Below are 13,769 nucleotides of genomic sequence, written 5' to 3' on the forward strand. Positions count from 1 at the left end.
TTCGGCAAGCAGAGCGTGCACCAATGCAATATCAGATTACCCATGCCGACCTCTCCCTGGTCCTGGCCCTGGAACGTGGCCGCTCGCTGGCCAAGGCTGCCGAGTTGCTCAAGGTCGATGTTTCGACGGTGTTCCGCTCGATCCGCCGGCTGGAGTCGGCGCTGGGCACAGCCTTGTTCGTCAAGAGCCGCAAAGGCTACCTGCCGACCGACACCGCCCAGGCCCTGGCCGAGCAGGCCGAACGCGCCGAGCAGGCGCTGGAGGCGGCGCGCATCGCCATGACCAGTGGCGAGCAGGTGGTCAGCGGCACCGTGCGCCTGACCTGTACCGAGGCGGTGATGCACAGCCTGCTGCTGCCGGCGCTGGCCGAGTTCATGCCCAACTACCCGGCCTTGTCGCTGGAGATGGGTACCTCCAACACCTTCGCCAACCTCAGCCGGCGCGATGCCGACATTGCCCTGCGCCTGACCAACACGCCGCCGGAGCACCTGGTGGGCCGCAACCTGGGATCCACCTCCTACGTGGTCTGCGGCCAGCCGCAGTGGCGCGAGCGCCTGGCCGAGTCACCTGCCAGCGTGCCGTGGATCGCCCCCGACGACTCGATGCAGGACCACCCCACGGTGGTCTGGCGCAACCAGCAGCACCCGGGCTTGAGCCCGCGCTACCAGTGCAGCGGCATGTCGACCATCGCCCAGCTGGTCACGGCCGGGCTCGGCGTGGCAGCGCTGCCGGACTACATGGTGCACGCGCTGCCCGGGGTGGATGCGCTGAGCGGGCCGCTGCCGGGTTGCGACACCCAGCTGTGGCTGCTGACCCGGCCGGACTGCCGGGCGTTGCGCTCGGTGCAGACCCTGTTCGAGGAGCTGACCCCGCGGTTGCGTGACGCGATGCTCTGAGGTTATCGTCAGGCTCATGTATCAAGGGTGTCTGTTCCGGCCCTTTCGCGGCTGAAGCCGCTCCCACAGGGTGCGGTGATGAACCTGAGGACAATGCGGTCCCTGTGGGAGCGGCTTCAGCCGCGAAGAAGGCAACACCGGGCTTGAAGGTAACCACCCGACAAAACAGCGCTTCCCTATTGGCTGGTGATTTTTTAAACTATCGAGTCCGCCTGCCCATTATTGGGCTGCACGCCCACCGCAATTGCTACTGAGGAAGACCATGGCCCGCGTAACTGTTGAAGACTGCCTGGAACACGTGGATAACCGCTTTGAGCTGGTCATGCTCTCGACCAAGCGCGCTCGCCAGCTGGCGACCGGCGGCAAAGAGCCACGCGTTGCGTGGGAAAACGACAAGCCGACCGTTGTTGCCCTGCGTGAAATCGCCGAAGGCATCGTCACCAACGAGTTCATCGCCGCTGAAGAGATCGTCACCGAGGATCCGGTGTTCGCCGCGTTCGAGGACGAGAACAACGAGGCTGTCTAATTGATGCCAGGTCGACGTCGCACGGCGCAAGGCCCCCTTCCTCGGCAGGAGGTGAACCCATGCCGGGTATAGAAGCCTTGGCCGAACGGCTGTCGACCTATCTTGGCCCCGAACAGGTCAACCTGGTCCGGCGCGCCTATTTCTACGCCGAACAGGCCCACGATGGGCAGCGCCGCCGCAGCGGCGAGCCCTACGTGACCCACCCGCTGGCCGTGGCCAGCATCCTCGCCGACATGCACATGGACCATCAGAGCCTGATGGCGGCCATGCTGCACGACGTGATCGAAGATACCGGCATCGCCAAGGAAGCCCTCAGCCAGCAGTTTGGCGAGACCGTGGCCGAACTGGTCGATGGGGTCAGCAAGCTGACCCAGATGAACTTCGAGACCAAGGCCGAGGCGCAGGCCGAAAACTTCCAGAAGATGGCCATGGCCATGGCCCGCGACATCCGCGTGATCCTGGTCAAGCTGGCCGACCGCCTGCACAACATGCGCACCCTGGAAGTGCTGTCCGGCGAAAAACGCCGGCGCATCGCCAAGGAAACCCTCGAGATCTACGCTCCCATCGCCAACCGCCTGGGCATGCACACCGTGCGCGTGGAGTTCGAGGACCTCGGCTTCAAGGCCATGCACCCGATGCGTTCGTCGCTGATCCACCGTGCGGTGAAAAGCGCTCGCGGCAACCGCAAGGAGATCGTCGCCAAGATCGAGCATTCGCTGGCCAACTGCCTGGCCGCCGACGGCATCGAGGGCGAGGTCAGCGGCCGGCAGAAACACCTCTATGGCATCTACAAGAAGATGCGCGGCAAGCGCCGCGCCTTCAACGAGATCATGGACGTGTACGCCTTCCGCATCGTCGTCGACAAGGTCGACACCTGCTACCGCGTACTCGGTGCGGTGCACAACCTGTACAAGCCGCTGCCCGGTCGCTTCAAGGATTACATCGCGATCCCCAAGGCCAACGGCTACCAGTCGTTGCACACCACGCTGTTCGGCATGCACGGCGTGCCCATCGAAATCCAGATCCGCACCCGCGAGATGGAAGAGATGGCCAACAACGGCATCGCCGCGCACTGGCTGTACAAATCCAACGACGACGAGCAGCCCAAGGGCAGCCACGCCCGCGCCCGCCAGTGGGTCAAGGGCATCCTCGAACTGCAGCAACGTGCCGGCAACTCGCTGGAATTCATCGAAAGCGTGAAGATCGACCTGTTCCCGGACGAGGTCTACGTGTTCACGCCCAAAGGCCGCATCATGGAGCTGCCCAAAGGCTCCACGGCGGTCGACTTCGCCTACGCGGTGCACACCGACGTCGGCAACAGCTGCATCGCCTGCCGCATCAACCGCCGCCTGGCACCGCTGTCCGAACCGCTGCAAAGCGGCTCGACGGTGGAAATCGTCAGCGCCCCGGGCGCACGGCCGAACCCGGCCTGGCTCAACTTCGTGGTTACCGGCAAGGCGCGCACGCACATCCGCCACGCGCTCAAGCAACAGCGCCGCTCCGAGTCCATCAGCCTGGGCGAACGCCTGCTGAACAAGGTGCTCACCGGCTTCGACAGCAGCCTTGAGATGATCCCCCAGGAGCGTATCCAGGCGATTCTCGCCGAGTACCGCCTGGAGCTGATCGAAGACCTGCTCGAAGACATCGGCCTGGGCAACCGCATGGCCTACGTGGTCGCGCGCCGCCTGCTGTCGGCCGAAGGCGAGCAGTTGCCGGCACCGGAAGGCCCGCTGGCGATCCGCGGTACCGAAGGCCTGGTGCTGAGCTACGCCAAGTGCTGCACGCCGATCCCGGGCGACCCGATCGTCGGCCACCTGTCAGCCGGCAAGGGCATGGTCGTGCACCTGGAAAACTGCCGCAACATCAGTGAAATCCGCCACAACCCGGAGAAGTGCGTACAGCTCTCCTGGGCCAAGGACATCACCGGTGAATTCAATGTCGAGTTGCGTGTCGAACTGGAGCACCAGCGCGGCCTGATTGCCCTGCTGGCCAGCAGTGTCAACGCCGCCGACGGTAACATCGAGAAGATCAGCATGGACGAACGCGACGGCCGTATCAGCGTGGTCCAACTGGTGGTCAGCGTGCACGACCGCGTGCACCTGGCGCGTGTGATCAAGAAGCTGCGTACCCTGACCGGAGTGGTCCGCATCACCCGCATGCGTACGTAGTCCGCCAACCGCAAGGAGTCATCATGAGCAAGACCGTCATCAACAGCGACAAGGCCCCTGCCGCCATCGGCACCTACTCGCAGGCGATCAAGGCCGGCAACACCGTGTACATGTCGGGCCAGATCCCGCTGGACCCGAAGACCATGGAACTGGTCGAAGGCTTCGAAGCCCAGACCGTACAGGTGTTCGAGAACCTCAAGGCCGTGGCTGAAGCCGCTGGCGGTTCGTTCAAGGACATCGTCAAGCTGAACATCTTCCTCACCGACCTGAGCCACTTCGCCAAGGTCAACGAGGTGATGGGCCGCTACTTCGAGCAGCCTTACCCGGCCCGCGCCGCCATCGGCGTTGCCGCACTGCCGAAAGGCTCCCAGGTCGAAATGGACGCCATCCTGGTCATCGAATGATGCCCCCGGTGACGGGCGCCCTGCCCGTCACCTTCCCTTCTCTGCAAGGTTACCCCGTCATGCGTCAAGCACTGCCCCTCGCGCTGGCAGCCCTGCTTCTGGGCGGCTGCGCCAGCCACAAACCCGAAGATTTCAACGGCACCTGGATCAACCAGGACGCCATCAATGCGGCCGTCAAGGGCGGCAGCCTGCGTCAGGCGCTCAATGAGCACGGGCCGGTGTTCGAGTGGAAGCTCGACGTCGCCAGCCAACAGGCCAGCTACAGCAATGGTTTCGAAGCGGCCGACGGCCAGCTGAGCGCCACCGACAAGCAATGGCAGGCCAGCTTCCAGGGTGGCCAGACCGAACAGCTGTCGCTCGATGGCGACGAACTGCAGGCGGTCGATCAAAGCGGCGGCAAGCAGACCTTCGTGCGCGCCAAAGCGCCGGCGACGGCCAATGCGCCACTGGGCAGCAGCTTCGAGAAAGCCCTGTACCAGGCTTATCTGGGCGGCAACTGGAAGATCATCGAAGGCCAGGGCAAAGGTGCCAGCGTGCGCTTCGGCGACACCGGCAACGTCACCGGCCTGCCGGGGCCAGACCGTTTCGCCCTGTGCCTGGCGGGTGACTGCGCGACCATGGGTGGCAGCAATGACAGCCTGTGGCTGGAGCGCAACCAGCGTGGCGCGCCGTTCATCCTCAAGCGCGATGGCGACAAGCTGGAGATCTTCCAGGCGGTGAACCGCGCACAGCCGGATGAAATGCCAGTGTTGGCGGCCGGCAAGCGCCAGTGGGTGCTGGAACTGGACTGAAACCTGCTGAAATCGTGTTCGACCTCATCGGTCTCTTCGCGGGTAAACCCGCTCCCACAGGCACACCGCCAGGCTTGAAACCAGCGGTGCACCTGTGGGAGCGGGTTTACCCGCGAAGAGGCCGGTAGACTCAGCGCAAGCCTTTCAGGATTGCGGCATAGCCTTCCCTGTAGCTCGGATACACCGGCGCCCAGCCCAACGCCCGCGCCCGGGCATTGCTACAGCGCTTGCTGCCGGTACGCCGCACTCGCTGCTCATCCGACCACTCGGTTACCCCCATGTACGCCCGCAGCCAGGCCACCACATCGGCCAGCGGCGCCGGGTCGTCGTCGACGCCGATGTAGCAATCGTCGAGCACCTTGCCGTCGGCATCGGCCTGCAACAGGAACGCCAACAGGCTGGCGGCATCCTCGGCATGGATGCGGTTGCCATACAGCGGTGGCTCCTCGGCCACGCGGTAGCCCTGGCGCACCTGACTGAGCAGCCACTCGCGGCCGGGGCCATAGATGCCGGTCAGGCGCACCACGCTGGCCGGGATGCCGCTGGCCAGCGCCAGCCGCTCAGCCTCCAGCATCAACCGCCCGGAATAACCTTCAGGCTTGGTGGCCGCGCCTTCTTCGATCCACTCGCCGTCCTTCTGTGCATACACGCTGCTGCTGGACACGAACAGCAGGCGCCGTGGGCGTTGGCCGCGCTCGGCCAGCCAACCTAGCACATGGCGCAAACCGTCGACATAGGCTGCCTGGTAACCCGCCTCGTCGTGCTGGCTGGCCGCCACGCAATACACCAGGTAGTCCGGCGCGCGCTGCGGCCAGGCGTCGGGGATCGATGGCTCGGACAAGTCCGCCGCCACCGGCACGACCCCCGCAGGCAACTGCCCGACCGAGCGACGCAGGCCGCTCACCTGCCAGCCGCGCGCAAGCATCTGCCGGGCAAGACGCCCGCCTACATCACCACATCCCACCACCATCACGGAAAGGTCTGACATCTCTAAACTCCCTAGACCAATTGATCAGCCTGACCACGCTACACGATGGATGGCTAGACCATAGGCGAAAAAAGCAACAAGATTACTTTTGTTAACAAGAATTACTTGCAATAATGGCCGCCAAATTGTTCTCGGCCTACCTCGAGGCCTTGGAGAACGTTCACTTTATTCTTCATCAGGTCCGGCCAGCATGACACGTACTCAACCTTCCGCTTCGCCAACCCCGTCGCGCGCCTGGCGCGCCATCGCCGCGCTGACGCTCAGCCTGGTGCTGGCCCCGGTGGCCATGGCCGATGAGCCAACCGCCAATGCTGCCGCGCCTGCTGCCGCTACCGCACCAGCTGCGCCGGCCGCTGCCCCAGCCGCAGCACCGGCTGCCGACGCAGTTGCCGCCACCCCGGTTGATGCCCCGGTCGCTGCAGACCCGAGCGTCGAAGCCCTGGTTGAAGACACCTCGCTGGGCATGGCCCACGACCTGTCCCCATGGGGCATGTACAAGAACGCCGACGTGGTGGTCAAGGCGGTGATGATCGGCCTGGCCATCGCCTCCATCATCACCTGGACCATCTGGATCGCCAAAGGCTTCGAGCTGATGGGCGCCAAGCGTCGCCTGCGTGGTGAAATCGCCCTGCTGAAGAAATCCGCCAGCCTCAAGGAAGCCAGCGACGTTTCCAACAAGGAAGGCACCCTGGCCCACACCTTGGTCCACGACGCCCTCGAAGAGATGCGCCTGTCGGCCAATGCCCGCGAAAAAGAAGGCATCAAGGAGCGCGTCAGCTTCCGCCTGGAGCGCCTGGTACACGCCAGCGGCCGCACCATGAGCAGCGGCACCGGCGTACTCGCCACCATCGGCTCCACTGCGCCATTCGTCGGCCTGTTCGGTACCGTATGGGGCATCATGAACAGCTTCATTGGCATCGCCAAGACCCAGACCACCAACCTGGCCGTGGTTGCCCCGGGTATCGCCGAGGCCCTGCTGGCCACCGCCCTGGGCCTGGTCGCCGCAATCCCGGCCGTGGTGATCTACAACGTCTTCGCCCGCTCCATCGCCGGCTACAAGGCTCAGGTGTCCGACGCCTCCGCCCAGGTACTGCTGCTGGTCAGCCGTGACCTGGACCACCAGGGCAGCGAGCGTGTTGCCCCGCACATGGTGAAAGTGGGGTAAGCCATGGGCCTGCATCTCAACGAAGGTGGCGACGACCTCGCCGAAAACCACGAAATCAACGTTACGCCGTTCATCGACGTGATGCTGGTGCTGCTGATCATCTTCATGGTCGCAGCCCCCTTGGCCACGGTCGACATCAAGGTCGACCTGCCGGCCTCGACCGCCAAGCCGGCGCCGAGGCCCGAGAAACCGGTGTTCGTCAGCGTCAAGGCCGACCAGAAGCTGTACGTCGGCGACGATCAGGTCCCTGCTCCCGACCAGCTTGGCCCGATGCTCGATGCCAAAACCAAGGGCGACAAGGAAACCACCATCTTCTTCCAGGCTGACAAAGGCGTGGATTACGGTGACCTGATGGAAGTGATGAACAACATGCGCGCGGCCGGCTACCTGAAAGTCGGTCTGGTAGGTCTCGAGACGGCAGCCAAGAAATGACAAAAACGCGCTCTAACATGGCGCGCTACGGTGGCAGCCTGGCGATCGTGCTGGGCGTGCACGTGGTCGCCGTGCTGCTGACGCTCAACTGGTCGGTGCCCCAGGCCATCGAACTGCCACCGGCAGCCATGATGGTCGAGCTGGCGCCATTGCCGGAGCCTGCGCCACCACCGCCCCCGAAAGCGGCGCCGCAGCCACCGGCGCCGGTAGAGGAACCGCCGCTGCCGAAGCTGGCCGAGGCACCCAAGCCCAAGATCGCCATTCCCAAGCCGCCCAAGCCGAAGGCCAAGCCACAGCCGCCCAAGCCCGAGAAAAAGCCTGAGCCGCCGAAGGAAGCACCGCCGACCGAACAAACGGTAGACGCACCGCCCAGCAACACGCCGCCGCAGAAGTCAGCGGCACCGGCGCCGAGCATTGCGTCCAACAGCAACGCCCTGCCGACCTGGCAGAGCGACCTGCTGCGTCACCTGGCCAAGTACAAGCGTTACCCGGAAGACGCGCGCCGTCGCGGCCTGCAGGGCATCAACCGCCTGCGCTTCGTGGTCGACGCCGAAGGCAAGGTGGTGTCGTACTCCATGGCCGGTGGCTCGGGTAGTGCCGCCCTGGACCGGGCGACGCTGGAAATGATCCGTCGGGCCGGCACGGTACCCAAGCCGCCACCCGAGTTGCTGAACAATGGCACGATCGAAGTCGTGGCACCGTTCGTCTACTCGCTGGACCGCCGCTGAGACTTTTGTTTCTGTCACAAATCGGCAAGTCTGATAACGTGCGTCTATCGATTGCAGCCGCTATGCTGGGCTCGCAACTTCATGGACGCACGTTATGACCCTCACAGAATTACGCTACATCGTCACACTCGCCCAGGAACAGCACTTCGGCCATGCCGCCGAACGCTGTCACGTGAGCCAGCCGACCCTGTCGGTCGGTGTGAAGAAGCTCGAGGATGAGCTTGGCGTGCTGATCTTCGAGCGCAGCAAGAGCGCGGTCCGCCTTACCCCGGTCGGCGAAAGCATCGTCGCCCAGGCGCAAAAGGTACTGGAGCAGGCCCAGGGCATTCGCGAGCTGGCCCAGGCCGGCAAGAACCAGCTGACCGCCCCGCTCAAGGTCGGTGCCATCTACACCGTCGGCCCATACCTGTTCCCGCACCTGATCCCTCAGCTGCACCGGGTGGCGCCGCAGATGCCGCTGTACATCGAAGAAAACTTCACCCATGTACTGCGCGAAAAGCTGCGCAATGGCGAACTGGATGCGGTGATCATCGCCCTGCCGTTCAACGAAGCCGACGTGCTGACCCTGCCGCTGTACGATGAACCGTTCTGCGCCCTGATGCCGGCCGACCACCCATGGACGGCGAAAAAGACCATCGACACCGCCATGCTCAACGACAAGAGCCTGTTGCTGCTCGGTGAAGGCCACTGTTTCCGCGACCAGGTACTGGAAGCCTGCCCAACGCTGAACAAGGGCGGTGAAGGCTCCAAGCACACCACGGTCGAGTCCAGCTCGCTGGAAACCATCCGCCACATGGTGGCCTCGGGCCTTGGCGTGTCGATCCTGCCGCTGTCGGCGGTGCACAGCCACCACTACGCCCCCGGCGTCATCGAGGTTCGCCCACTGACCGCACCGGCACCATTCCGCACCGTGGCCATCGCCTGGCGCGCCAGCTTCCCACGGCCGAAGGCCATCGAGATCCTCGCCGACTCGATCCGCCTGTGCTCGGTCGCCAAAGCCCCTGCGGAACAACCGGCCTGAGTCATGAGTGAGCTGTCGAAGGTCCCGGTCACGGTACTCAAGGGGGTTGGCGAGGCCATGGCGGAGAAACTCGCCAAGGTCGGCCTGGAGAACCTGCAGGATGTGCTGTTCCACCTGCCCCTGCGCTACCAGGACCGCACCCGCGTGGTGCCGATCGGCCAGCTGCGCCCTGGCCAGGACGCGGTGATCGAGGGCGTGGTCAGCGGCGCCGACGTGACCATGGGCAAGCGCCGCAGCCTGGTGGTGCGCCTGGGTGACGGCAGCGGCGTGCTGAGCCTGCGCTTCTACCACTTCAGCAACGCGCAGAAGGAAGGCCTCAAGCGTGGTACTCACCTGCGCTGCTACGGCGAAGCCCGCCCCGGCGCCTCGGGCCTGGAAATCTACCACCCGGAGTACCGCGCACTGAACGGCGACGAGCCGCCGCCACCGGTCGAGCAGACCCTGACGCCGATCTACCCGTCCACCGAAGGCCTCACCCAGCAACGCCTGCGCCTGCTGTGCCAGCAGAGCCTGGGCCTGCTCGGCCCGCGCAGCCTGCCGGACTGGCTGCCCGACGAACTGGCCCGGGACTACCAGCTGGCGCCGCTGGACGATGCCATCCGCTACCTGCACAACCCGCCGGCCGACGCCGACCTCGACGAGCTTGCCGAAGGCCAGCACTGGGCCCAGCACCGCCTGGCCTTCGAAGAACTGCTGACCCACCAGCTGTCGCAGCAACGCCTGCGCGAAAGCCTGCGCAGCCTGCGCGCGCCAGTGCTGCCCAAGGCCCAGCGCCTGCAGGCGCAGTACCTGGCCAACCTGGGCTTCCAGCCGACCGGCGCGCAGCAGCGGGTAGCCAACGAAATTGCCTACGACCTCAGCCAGCACGAGCCGATGATGCGCCTGGTGCAAGGCGATGTGGGTGCCGGCAAGACCGTGGTCGCCGCCCTGGCCGCGCTGCAGGCCCTGGAGGCCGGCTACCAGGTGGCCTTGATGGCGCCCACCGAGATCCTCGCCGAACAGCACTACATCACCTTCAAGCGCTGGCTCGAACCGCTGGGCATCGAAGTGGCCTGGCTGGCCGGCAAGCTCAAGGGCAAGGCTCGGGCAGGCGCCCTGGAACAGATCGCCAACGGTGCGCCAATGGTGGTCGGCACCCACGCGCTGTTCCAGGAAGAGGTGAAGTTCAAGCACCTGGCCCTGGCGATCATCGATGAACAACACCGTTTTGGCGTGCAGCAACGCCTGGCCCTGCGCAAGAAGGGCGTGGCCGGGGAATTGTGCCCGCACCAACTGATCATGACCGCCACGCCCATTCCGCGCACCCTGGCCATGAGCGCCTACGCCGACCTGGACACCTCGGTGCTCGACGAGCTGCCGCCCGGGCGCACCCCGGTGAACACCGTGCTGGTGGCCGACAGCCGCCGCTTCGAAGTGGTCGAGCGGGTGCGCGCCGCCTGCGCCGAAGGGCGCCAGGCCTATTGGGTGTGCACCCTGATCGAAGAATCCGAAGAGCTGACCTGCCAAGCCGCCGAAAGCACCTACGAGGAGCTGGGCAGCGCCCTGGGCGAGCTGCGGGTGGGGCTGATCCACGGGCGCATGAAGCCGGCGGAAAAGGCTGAGATCATGGCCGAGTTCAAGGCCGGCAACCTGCAGCTGCTGGTCGCCACCACGGTCATCGAGGTGGGCGTGGACGTGCCCAACGCCAGCCTGATGATCATCGAGAACCCCGAGCGCCTGGGCCTGGCCCAGTTGCACCAGCTGCGCGGCCGGGTTGGCCGGGGCAGCGCCGTCAGCCATTGCGTGCTGCTGTACCACCCGCCACTGTCGCAGATCGGCCGCGAGCGCCTAGGGATCATGCGGGAAACCAACGACGGCTTCATCATCGCCGAGAAAGACCTGGAACTGCGTGGCCCAGGCGAGATGCTCGGCACCCGCCAAACCGGCCTGTTGCAGTTCAAGGTCGCCGACCTGATGCGCGACGCCGACCTGCTGCCGGCCGTGCGCGACGCCGCCCAGGCCCTGATCGCACGCTGGCCGGAGCACGTCAGCCCCCTGCTCGATCGCTGGCTGCGTCATGGCCAGCAATATGGCCAAGTGTGACGCTGGTCCCATAATGGATCCAGTTTTGCCCCCAGGCTGGTTATACTTCGCGTTTAAAAGAATCAGTGGATACGGACCATGACTGAAGTTGCCCTGGACACCGCAACCCCACACGCTCCCTCGGTCATCCGGCTGCTGCTCGACAAACTCGGCGTGGCCTACCGCGAGGTGGTCGAACATCCGCACCTGCCGGCAGCGTCGCGGGTACAGGCCGTGCTGCTCGACGACGAGGTCGGCGCCCTGATGGTGCTGTTCCCGCAGAGCCAACTGCTGGACCTCAACCGCCTGGCCGAACTGACCGGGCGCAAGCTCACCGCAGTGTCGGTGCCGCGCCTGAAGCAGATGCTGGACAAGCACCAGCTCAAGGCCCTGCCGGGCATCCCGGCGCTGACCAGCTCGCCGTGCCAGTACGAAAAGAGCCTGCTCGACGCCGATAAAGTGTTTATCCAGTCTGGCGAAGCCGGCCTGCTGCTGGAAATCGAACGCGCGCACTTCAAGCGCATGCTGGTCAAGGCCAGCGCCAGCAGCTTCGGCCAGGAAGTCGAGGCCATCAGCCCCAACCTCGACCGCCCCGATGATGACACCCGGGAAATCACCAACGCCGTCCAGGCCTTCACTGCCCGGCGCATCCAGAAGCGCCTGGAAGAAACCATCGAAATCCCGCCGCTGGCCGACACCGCGCAAAAGATCATCAAGCTGCGGGTAGACCCCAACGCCAGCATCGACGATATCACCGGCGTGGTCGAAACCGACCCGGCGCTGGCAGCACAGGTGGTGAGCTGGGCGGCATCGCCCTACTACGCCTCACCTGGCAAGATCCGCTCGGTGGAAGATGCCATCGTGCGTGTGCTGGGCTTCGACCTGGTGATCAACCTGGCCCTGGGCCTGGCGCTGGGCAAGACCCTGAGCCTGCCGAAAGACCACCCGCAGCAAGCCACGCCGTACTGGCAGCAGTCGATCTACACCGCCGCGATCATCGAAGGCCTGACCCGCGCCATGCCCCGGGCCGAGCGCCCCGAGGCCGGCCTGACCTACCTGGCCGGGCTGCTGCACAACTTTGGTTACCTGCTGTTGGCGCACGTTTTCCCGCCGCACTTCTCGCTGATCTGCCGCCACCTGGAGGTCAACCCGCATCTGTGCCACACCTACGTGGAACAACACCTGCTGGGCATCAGCCGCGAGCAGATCGGTGCCTGGTTGATGAAGCTGTGGGACATGCCGGAAGAGCTGTCCACCGCGCTGCGCTTCCAGCACGACCCGGCCTATGAAGGCGAGTTTTCGGCGTTCCCCAACCTGGTGTGCCTGGCCACCCGCCTGCTGCGCTCGCGGGGGATTGGCTCGGGGCCGCAGCAGGAGATTCCAGACGAGTTGCTGGAGCGGCTGGGGATTACCCGGGACAAGGCCGAGGATGTGGTGAACAAGGTGCTCGAGGCAGAGAGCCTGCTGCGTGAGCTGGCTTCGCAGTTCCACACACCTCACTGATATCAAATGGGGCCGCTTTGCGGCCCAATCGCCGGCAAGCCAGCTCCCACAGGGATAGCACTGCCCTCAGGCCTGTGTCGAACCTGTGGGAGCTGGCTTGCCGGCGATTGGGCTGCAAAGCAGCCCCTACAATTTCAGCCCTTCTTCTTCGGCTTCAGGTACTTCATCAACCCCTGGAACCACATCACCAGCGCCGGGTTGCCCTTGATCTGGATGTGCTTGTCCTGAATCCCCTGCATGAACGCCAACTGCTTGTTACCTGCCTGCATGGTAGCGAAGCCATAGGCGGCGTCCTTGAAGGCAATGGCGAACGCCGGCTGCGGGTGCGCGCCGCCCTTGCTGCTGACGCGTTCGTTGTTGACGATGAAGTGCCGGGCGACCTTGCCGTCCAGGGTCTGCATCTGGAACACCAGGTCCTTGCCCTTGAGCTGCTGCTGGAATGCCGGGTTGTTGCGGCTGGCCCTGGCCATCAACAGCCCCATGGCCCAGAGAAGAAAGCGGAACTTCATCAACGCGCCTCGAATTAAAAGTGACTAAGGCGCGCAGTCTATCCTTTTCCGGAACTATTTATGCAAGTTCGAAACATTTTGCCTGCAGAAAGCACAACGGGCGCCCTGGGGCGCCCGCTTGGCTGACACTGGGGTTGTCAGGGAGCGATCACTTGCCTTTCTTGGCCGGCTTGACGGGGGCGTTGACGCTGTCGCGCAGGTTCTTGCCTGGCTTGAAAGCCACTGTATTGCTGGCCTTGATCTTGACCGGCTCACCGGTTTGCGGGTTCTTGCCGGTACGCGCACCGCGATGACGTTTTTCGAAGGTGCCGAAACCGACCAGGGTCACGGTGTCCTTGTCCAGGGCACCCGTGATGCTGTCGAGAATCGCGTTCAAAACCTGATTGGCCTTTTCCTTGGTCAGATCGGCCTTTTCGGCGATGACGGCGGCGAGTTCTGGTTTGCGCATAGTGAAGCCTCTTTGACGGAATTCTTGTTGTTATGCCGTGCTGCCCTGGGAGCAGCGCTCAAGGCACCGCAGGCTCTAATCTGCGGCAGACGGAAGTGAGGATGGCACGTGCACAGGGGCCGCGCCAGT

At 64.7% G+C, this 13,769-nt stretch carries 14 protein-coding genes; 11 read left to right on the forward strand and 3 right to left on the reverse strand.

All coding sequences use genetic code 11. From position 1 onward, the window contains the following. Positions 1–23: 23 nt before the first annotated feature. The 5 genes from ABX298_RS10055 to ABX298_RS10075 all read left to right on the forward strand — a co-directional run bounded on the left by ABX298_RS10055 (position 24) and on the right by ABX298_RS10075 (position 4,785). Positions 24–896, forward strand: a complete 873-nt coding sequence (locus tag ABX298_RS10055; protein ID WP_013974798.1) for a LysR family transcriptional regulator — start codon at positions 24–26, stop codon at positions 894–896. Between the two features lie 262 nt (positions 897–1,158). Further along, positions 1,159–1,422 (forward strand): DNA-directed RNA polymerase subunit omega, encoded by a 264-nt coding sequence (gene rpoZ / locus ABX298_RS10060; protein WP_003253383.1) that lies wholly within the window; start codon positions 1,159–1,161, stop codon positions 1,420–1,422. A gap of 59 nt (positions 1,423–1,481) precedes the next feature. Further along, positions 1,482–3,590, forward strand: a complete 2,109-nt coding sequence (gene spoT / locus ABX298_RS10065) for a bifunctional GTP diphosphokinase/guanosine-3',5'-bis pyrophosphate 3'-pyrophosphohydrolase (protein ID WP_013974799.1) — start codon at positions 1,482–1,484, stop codon at positions 3,588–3,590. A 23-nt stretch (positions 3,591–3,613) separates the two neighbouring features. After that, positions 3,614–3,994 carry a RidA family protein gene (locus ABX298_RS10070; RefSeq protein WP_003253379.1) on the forward strand — a complete coding sequence of 127 codons (381 nt, stop codon included), beginning with the start codon at positions 3,614–3,616 and terminating at the stop codon, positions 3,992–3,994. Between the two features lie 59 nt (positions 3,995–4,053). Continuing rightward, the gene (locus ABX298_RS10075; RefSeq protein WP_061550239.1) at positions 4,054–4,785 is read left to right on the forward strand and encodes a hypothetical protein; all 732 of its coding nucleotides are present in this window, start codon (positions 4,054–4,056) and stop codon (positions 4,783–4,785) included. A gap of 130 nt (positions 4,786–4,915) precedes the next feature. On the opposite strand, the gene ABX298_RS10080 is transcribed toward ABX298_RS10075, so the two are convergent. Further along, positions 4,916–5,773, reverse strand: coding sequence for an SDR family oxidoreductase (locus ABX298_RS10080; protein ID WP_075046763.1), 858 nt, complete (start codon positions 5,771–5,773; stop codon positions 4,916–4,918). Between the two features lie 190 nt (positions 5,774–5,963). Between ABX298_RS10080 and exbB the strand changes: the two genes are divergently transcribed. From exbB to ABX298_RS10110, 6 genes are all read left to right on the forward strand, one after another. Then, the gene (gene exbB, locus ABX298_RS10085; RefSeq protein WP_075046764.1) at positions 5,964–6,938 is read left to right on the forward strand and encodes a tonB-system energizer ExbB; all 975 of its coding nucleotides are present in this window, start codon (positions 5,964–5,966) and stop codon (positions 6,936–6,938) included. Between the two features lie 3 nt (positions 6,939–6,941). Then, on the forward strand, positions 6,942–7,370 hold the full coding sequence (exbD, locus tag ABX298_RS10090) for a TonB system transport protein ExbD (RefSeq protein WP_013974803.1): 429 nt from the start codon (positions 6,942–6,944) through the stop codon (positions 7,368–7,370). Continuing rightward, entirely contained in the window at positions 7,367–8,098 is a 732-nt protein-coding gene (locus tag ABX298_RS10095) for an energy transducer TonB (RefSeq protein ID WP_016489831.1), read from the forward strand. The genes exbD and ABX298_RS10095 overlap by 4 nt, the downstream gene beginning before the upstream one ends. 94 nt (positions 8,099–8,192) lie before the next feature. Next, positions 8,193–9,119, forward strand: a complete 927-nt coding sequence (locus ABX298_RS10100; protein ID WP_013974805.1) for a hydrogen peroxide-inducible genes activator — start codon at positions 8,193–8,195, stop codon at positions 9,117–9,119. A gap of 3 nt (positions 9,120–9,122) precedes the next feature. Next, positions 9,123–11,201 (forward strand): ATP-dependent DNA helicase RecG, encoded by a 2,079-nt coding sequence (recG, locus tag ABX298_RS10105; protein ID WP_025341120.1) that lies wholly within the window; start codon positions 9,123–9,125, stop codon positions 11,199–11,201. Between the two features lie 78 nt (positions 11,202–11,279). Then, positions 11,280–12,683, forward strand: coding sequence for an aminoacyl-tRNA deacylase and HDOD domain-containing protein (locus tag ABX298_RS10110; RefSeq protein ID WP_075046765.1), 1,404 nt, complete (start codon positions 11,280–11,282; stop codon positions 12,681–12,683). 134 nt (positions 12,684–12,817) lie between these two features. Here the strand turns inward: ABX298_RS10110 and ABX298_RS10115 are convergent, their stop codons facing one another. Continuing rightward, positions 12,818–13,192, reverse strand: coding sequence for a helicase (locus ABX298_RS10115; protein ID WP_025341122.1), 375 nt, complete (start codon positions 13,190–13,192; stop codon positions 12,818–12,820). A gap of 148 nt (positions 13,193–13,340) precedes the next feature. Continuing rightward, positions 13,341–13,640 carry an HU family DNA-binding protein gene (locus ABX298_RS10120; protein ID WP_013974808.1) on the reverse strand — a complete coding sequence of 100 codons (300 nt, stop codon included), beginning with the start codon at positions 13,638–13,640 and terminating at the stop codon, positions 13,341–13,343. Positions 13,641–13,769 lie beyond the last annotated feature (129 nt).

The organism is Pseudomonas sp. X4, from assembly GCF_040784925.1.
Classification (GTDB): domain Bacteria; phylum Pseudomonadota; class Gammaproteobacteria; order Pseudomonadales; family Pseudomonadaceae; genus Aquipseudomonas; species Aquipseudomonas putida_Z.

Excerpts from the sequence above, each read along its gene's own strand:
- ABX298_RS10055 (WP_013974798.1), top strand. The coding sequence starts at position 24 with ATGCAATATCAGATTACCCATGCCGACCTCTCCCTGGTCCTGGCCCTG.
- rpoZ (WP_003253383.1), top strand. The coding sequence starts at position 1,159 with ATGGCCCGCGTAACTGTTGAAGACTGCCTGGAACACGTGGATAACCGC.
- spoT (WP_013974799.1), top strand. The coding sequence starts at position 1,482 with ATGCCGGGTATAGAAGCCTTGGCCGAACGGCTGTCGACCTATCTTGGC.
- ABX298_RS10070 (WP_003253379.1), top strand. The coding sequence starts at position 3,614 with ATGAGCAAGACCGTCATCAACAGCGACAAGGCCCCTGCCGCCATCGGC.
- ABX298_RS10075 (WP_061550239.1), top strand. The coding sequence starts at position 4,054 with ATGCGTCAAGCACTGCCCCTCGCGCTGGCAGCCCTGCTTCTGGGCGGC.
- ABX298_RS10080 (WP_075046763.1), bottom strand. The coding sequence starts at position 5,773 with ATGTCAGACCTTTCCGTGATGGTGGTGGGATGTGGTGATGTAGGCGGG.
- exbB (WP_075046764.1), top strand. The coding sequence starts at position 5,964 with ATGACACGTACTCAACCTTCCGCTTCGCCAACCCCGTCGCGCGCCTGG.
- exbD (WP_013974803.1), top strand. The coding sequence starts at position 6,942 with ATGGGCCTGCATCTCAACGAAGGTGGCGACGACCTCGCCGAAAACCAC.
- ABX298_RS10095 (WP_016489831.1), top strand. The coding sequence starts at position 7,367 with ATGACAAAAACGCGCTCTAACATGGCGCGCTACGGTGGCAGCCTGGCG.
- ABX298_RS10100 (WP_013974805.1), top strand. The coding sequence starts at position 8,193 with ATGACCCTCACAGAATTACGCTACATCGTCACACTCGCCCAGGAACAG.
- recG (WP_025341120.1), top strand. The coding sequence starts at position 9,123 with ATGAGTGAGCTGTCGAAGGTCCCGGTCACGGTACTCAAGGGGGTTGGC.
- ABX298_RS10110 (WP_075046765.1), top strand. The coding sequence starts at position 11,280 with ATGACTGAAGTTGCCCTGGACACCGCAACCCCACACGCTCCCTCGGTC.
- ABX298_RS10115 (WP_025341122.1), bottom strand. The coding sequence starts at position 13,192 with ATGAAGTTCCGCTTTCTTCTCTGGGCCATGGGGCTGTTGATGGCCAGG.
- ABX298_RS10120 (WP_013974808.1), bottom strand. The coding sequence starts at position 13,640 with ATGCGCAAACCAGAACTCGCCGCCGTCATCGCCGAAAAGGCCGATCTG.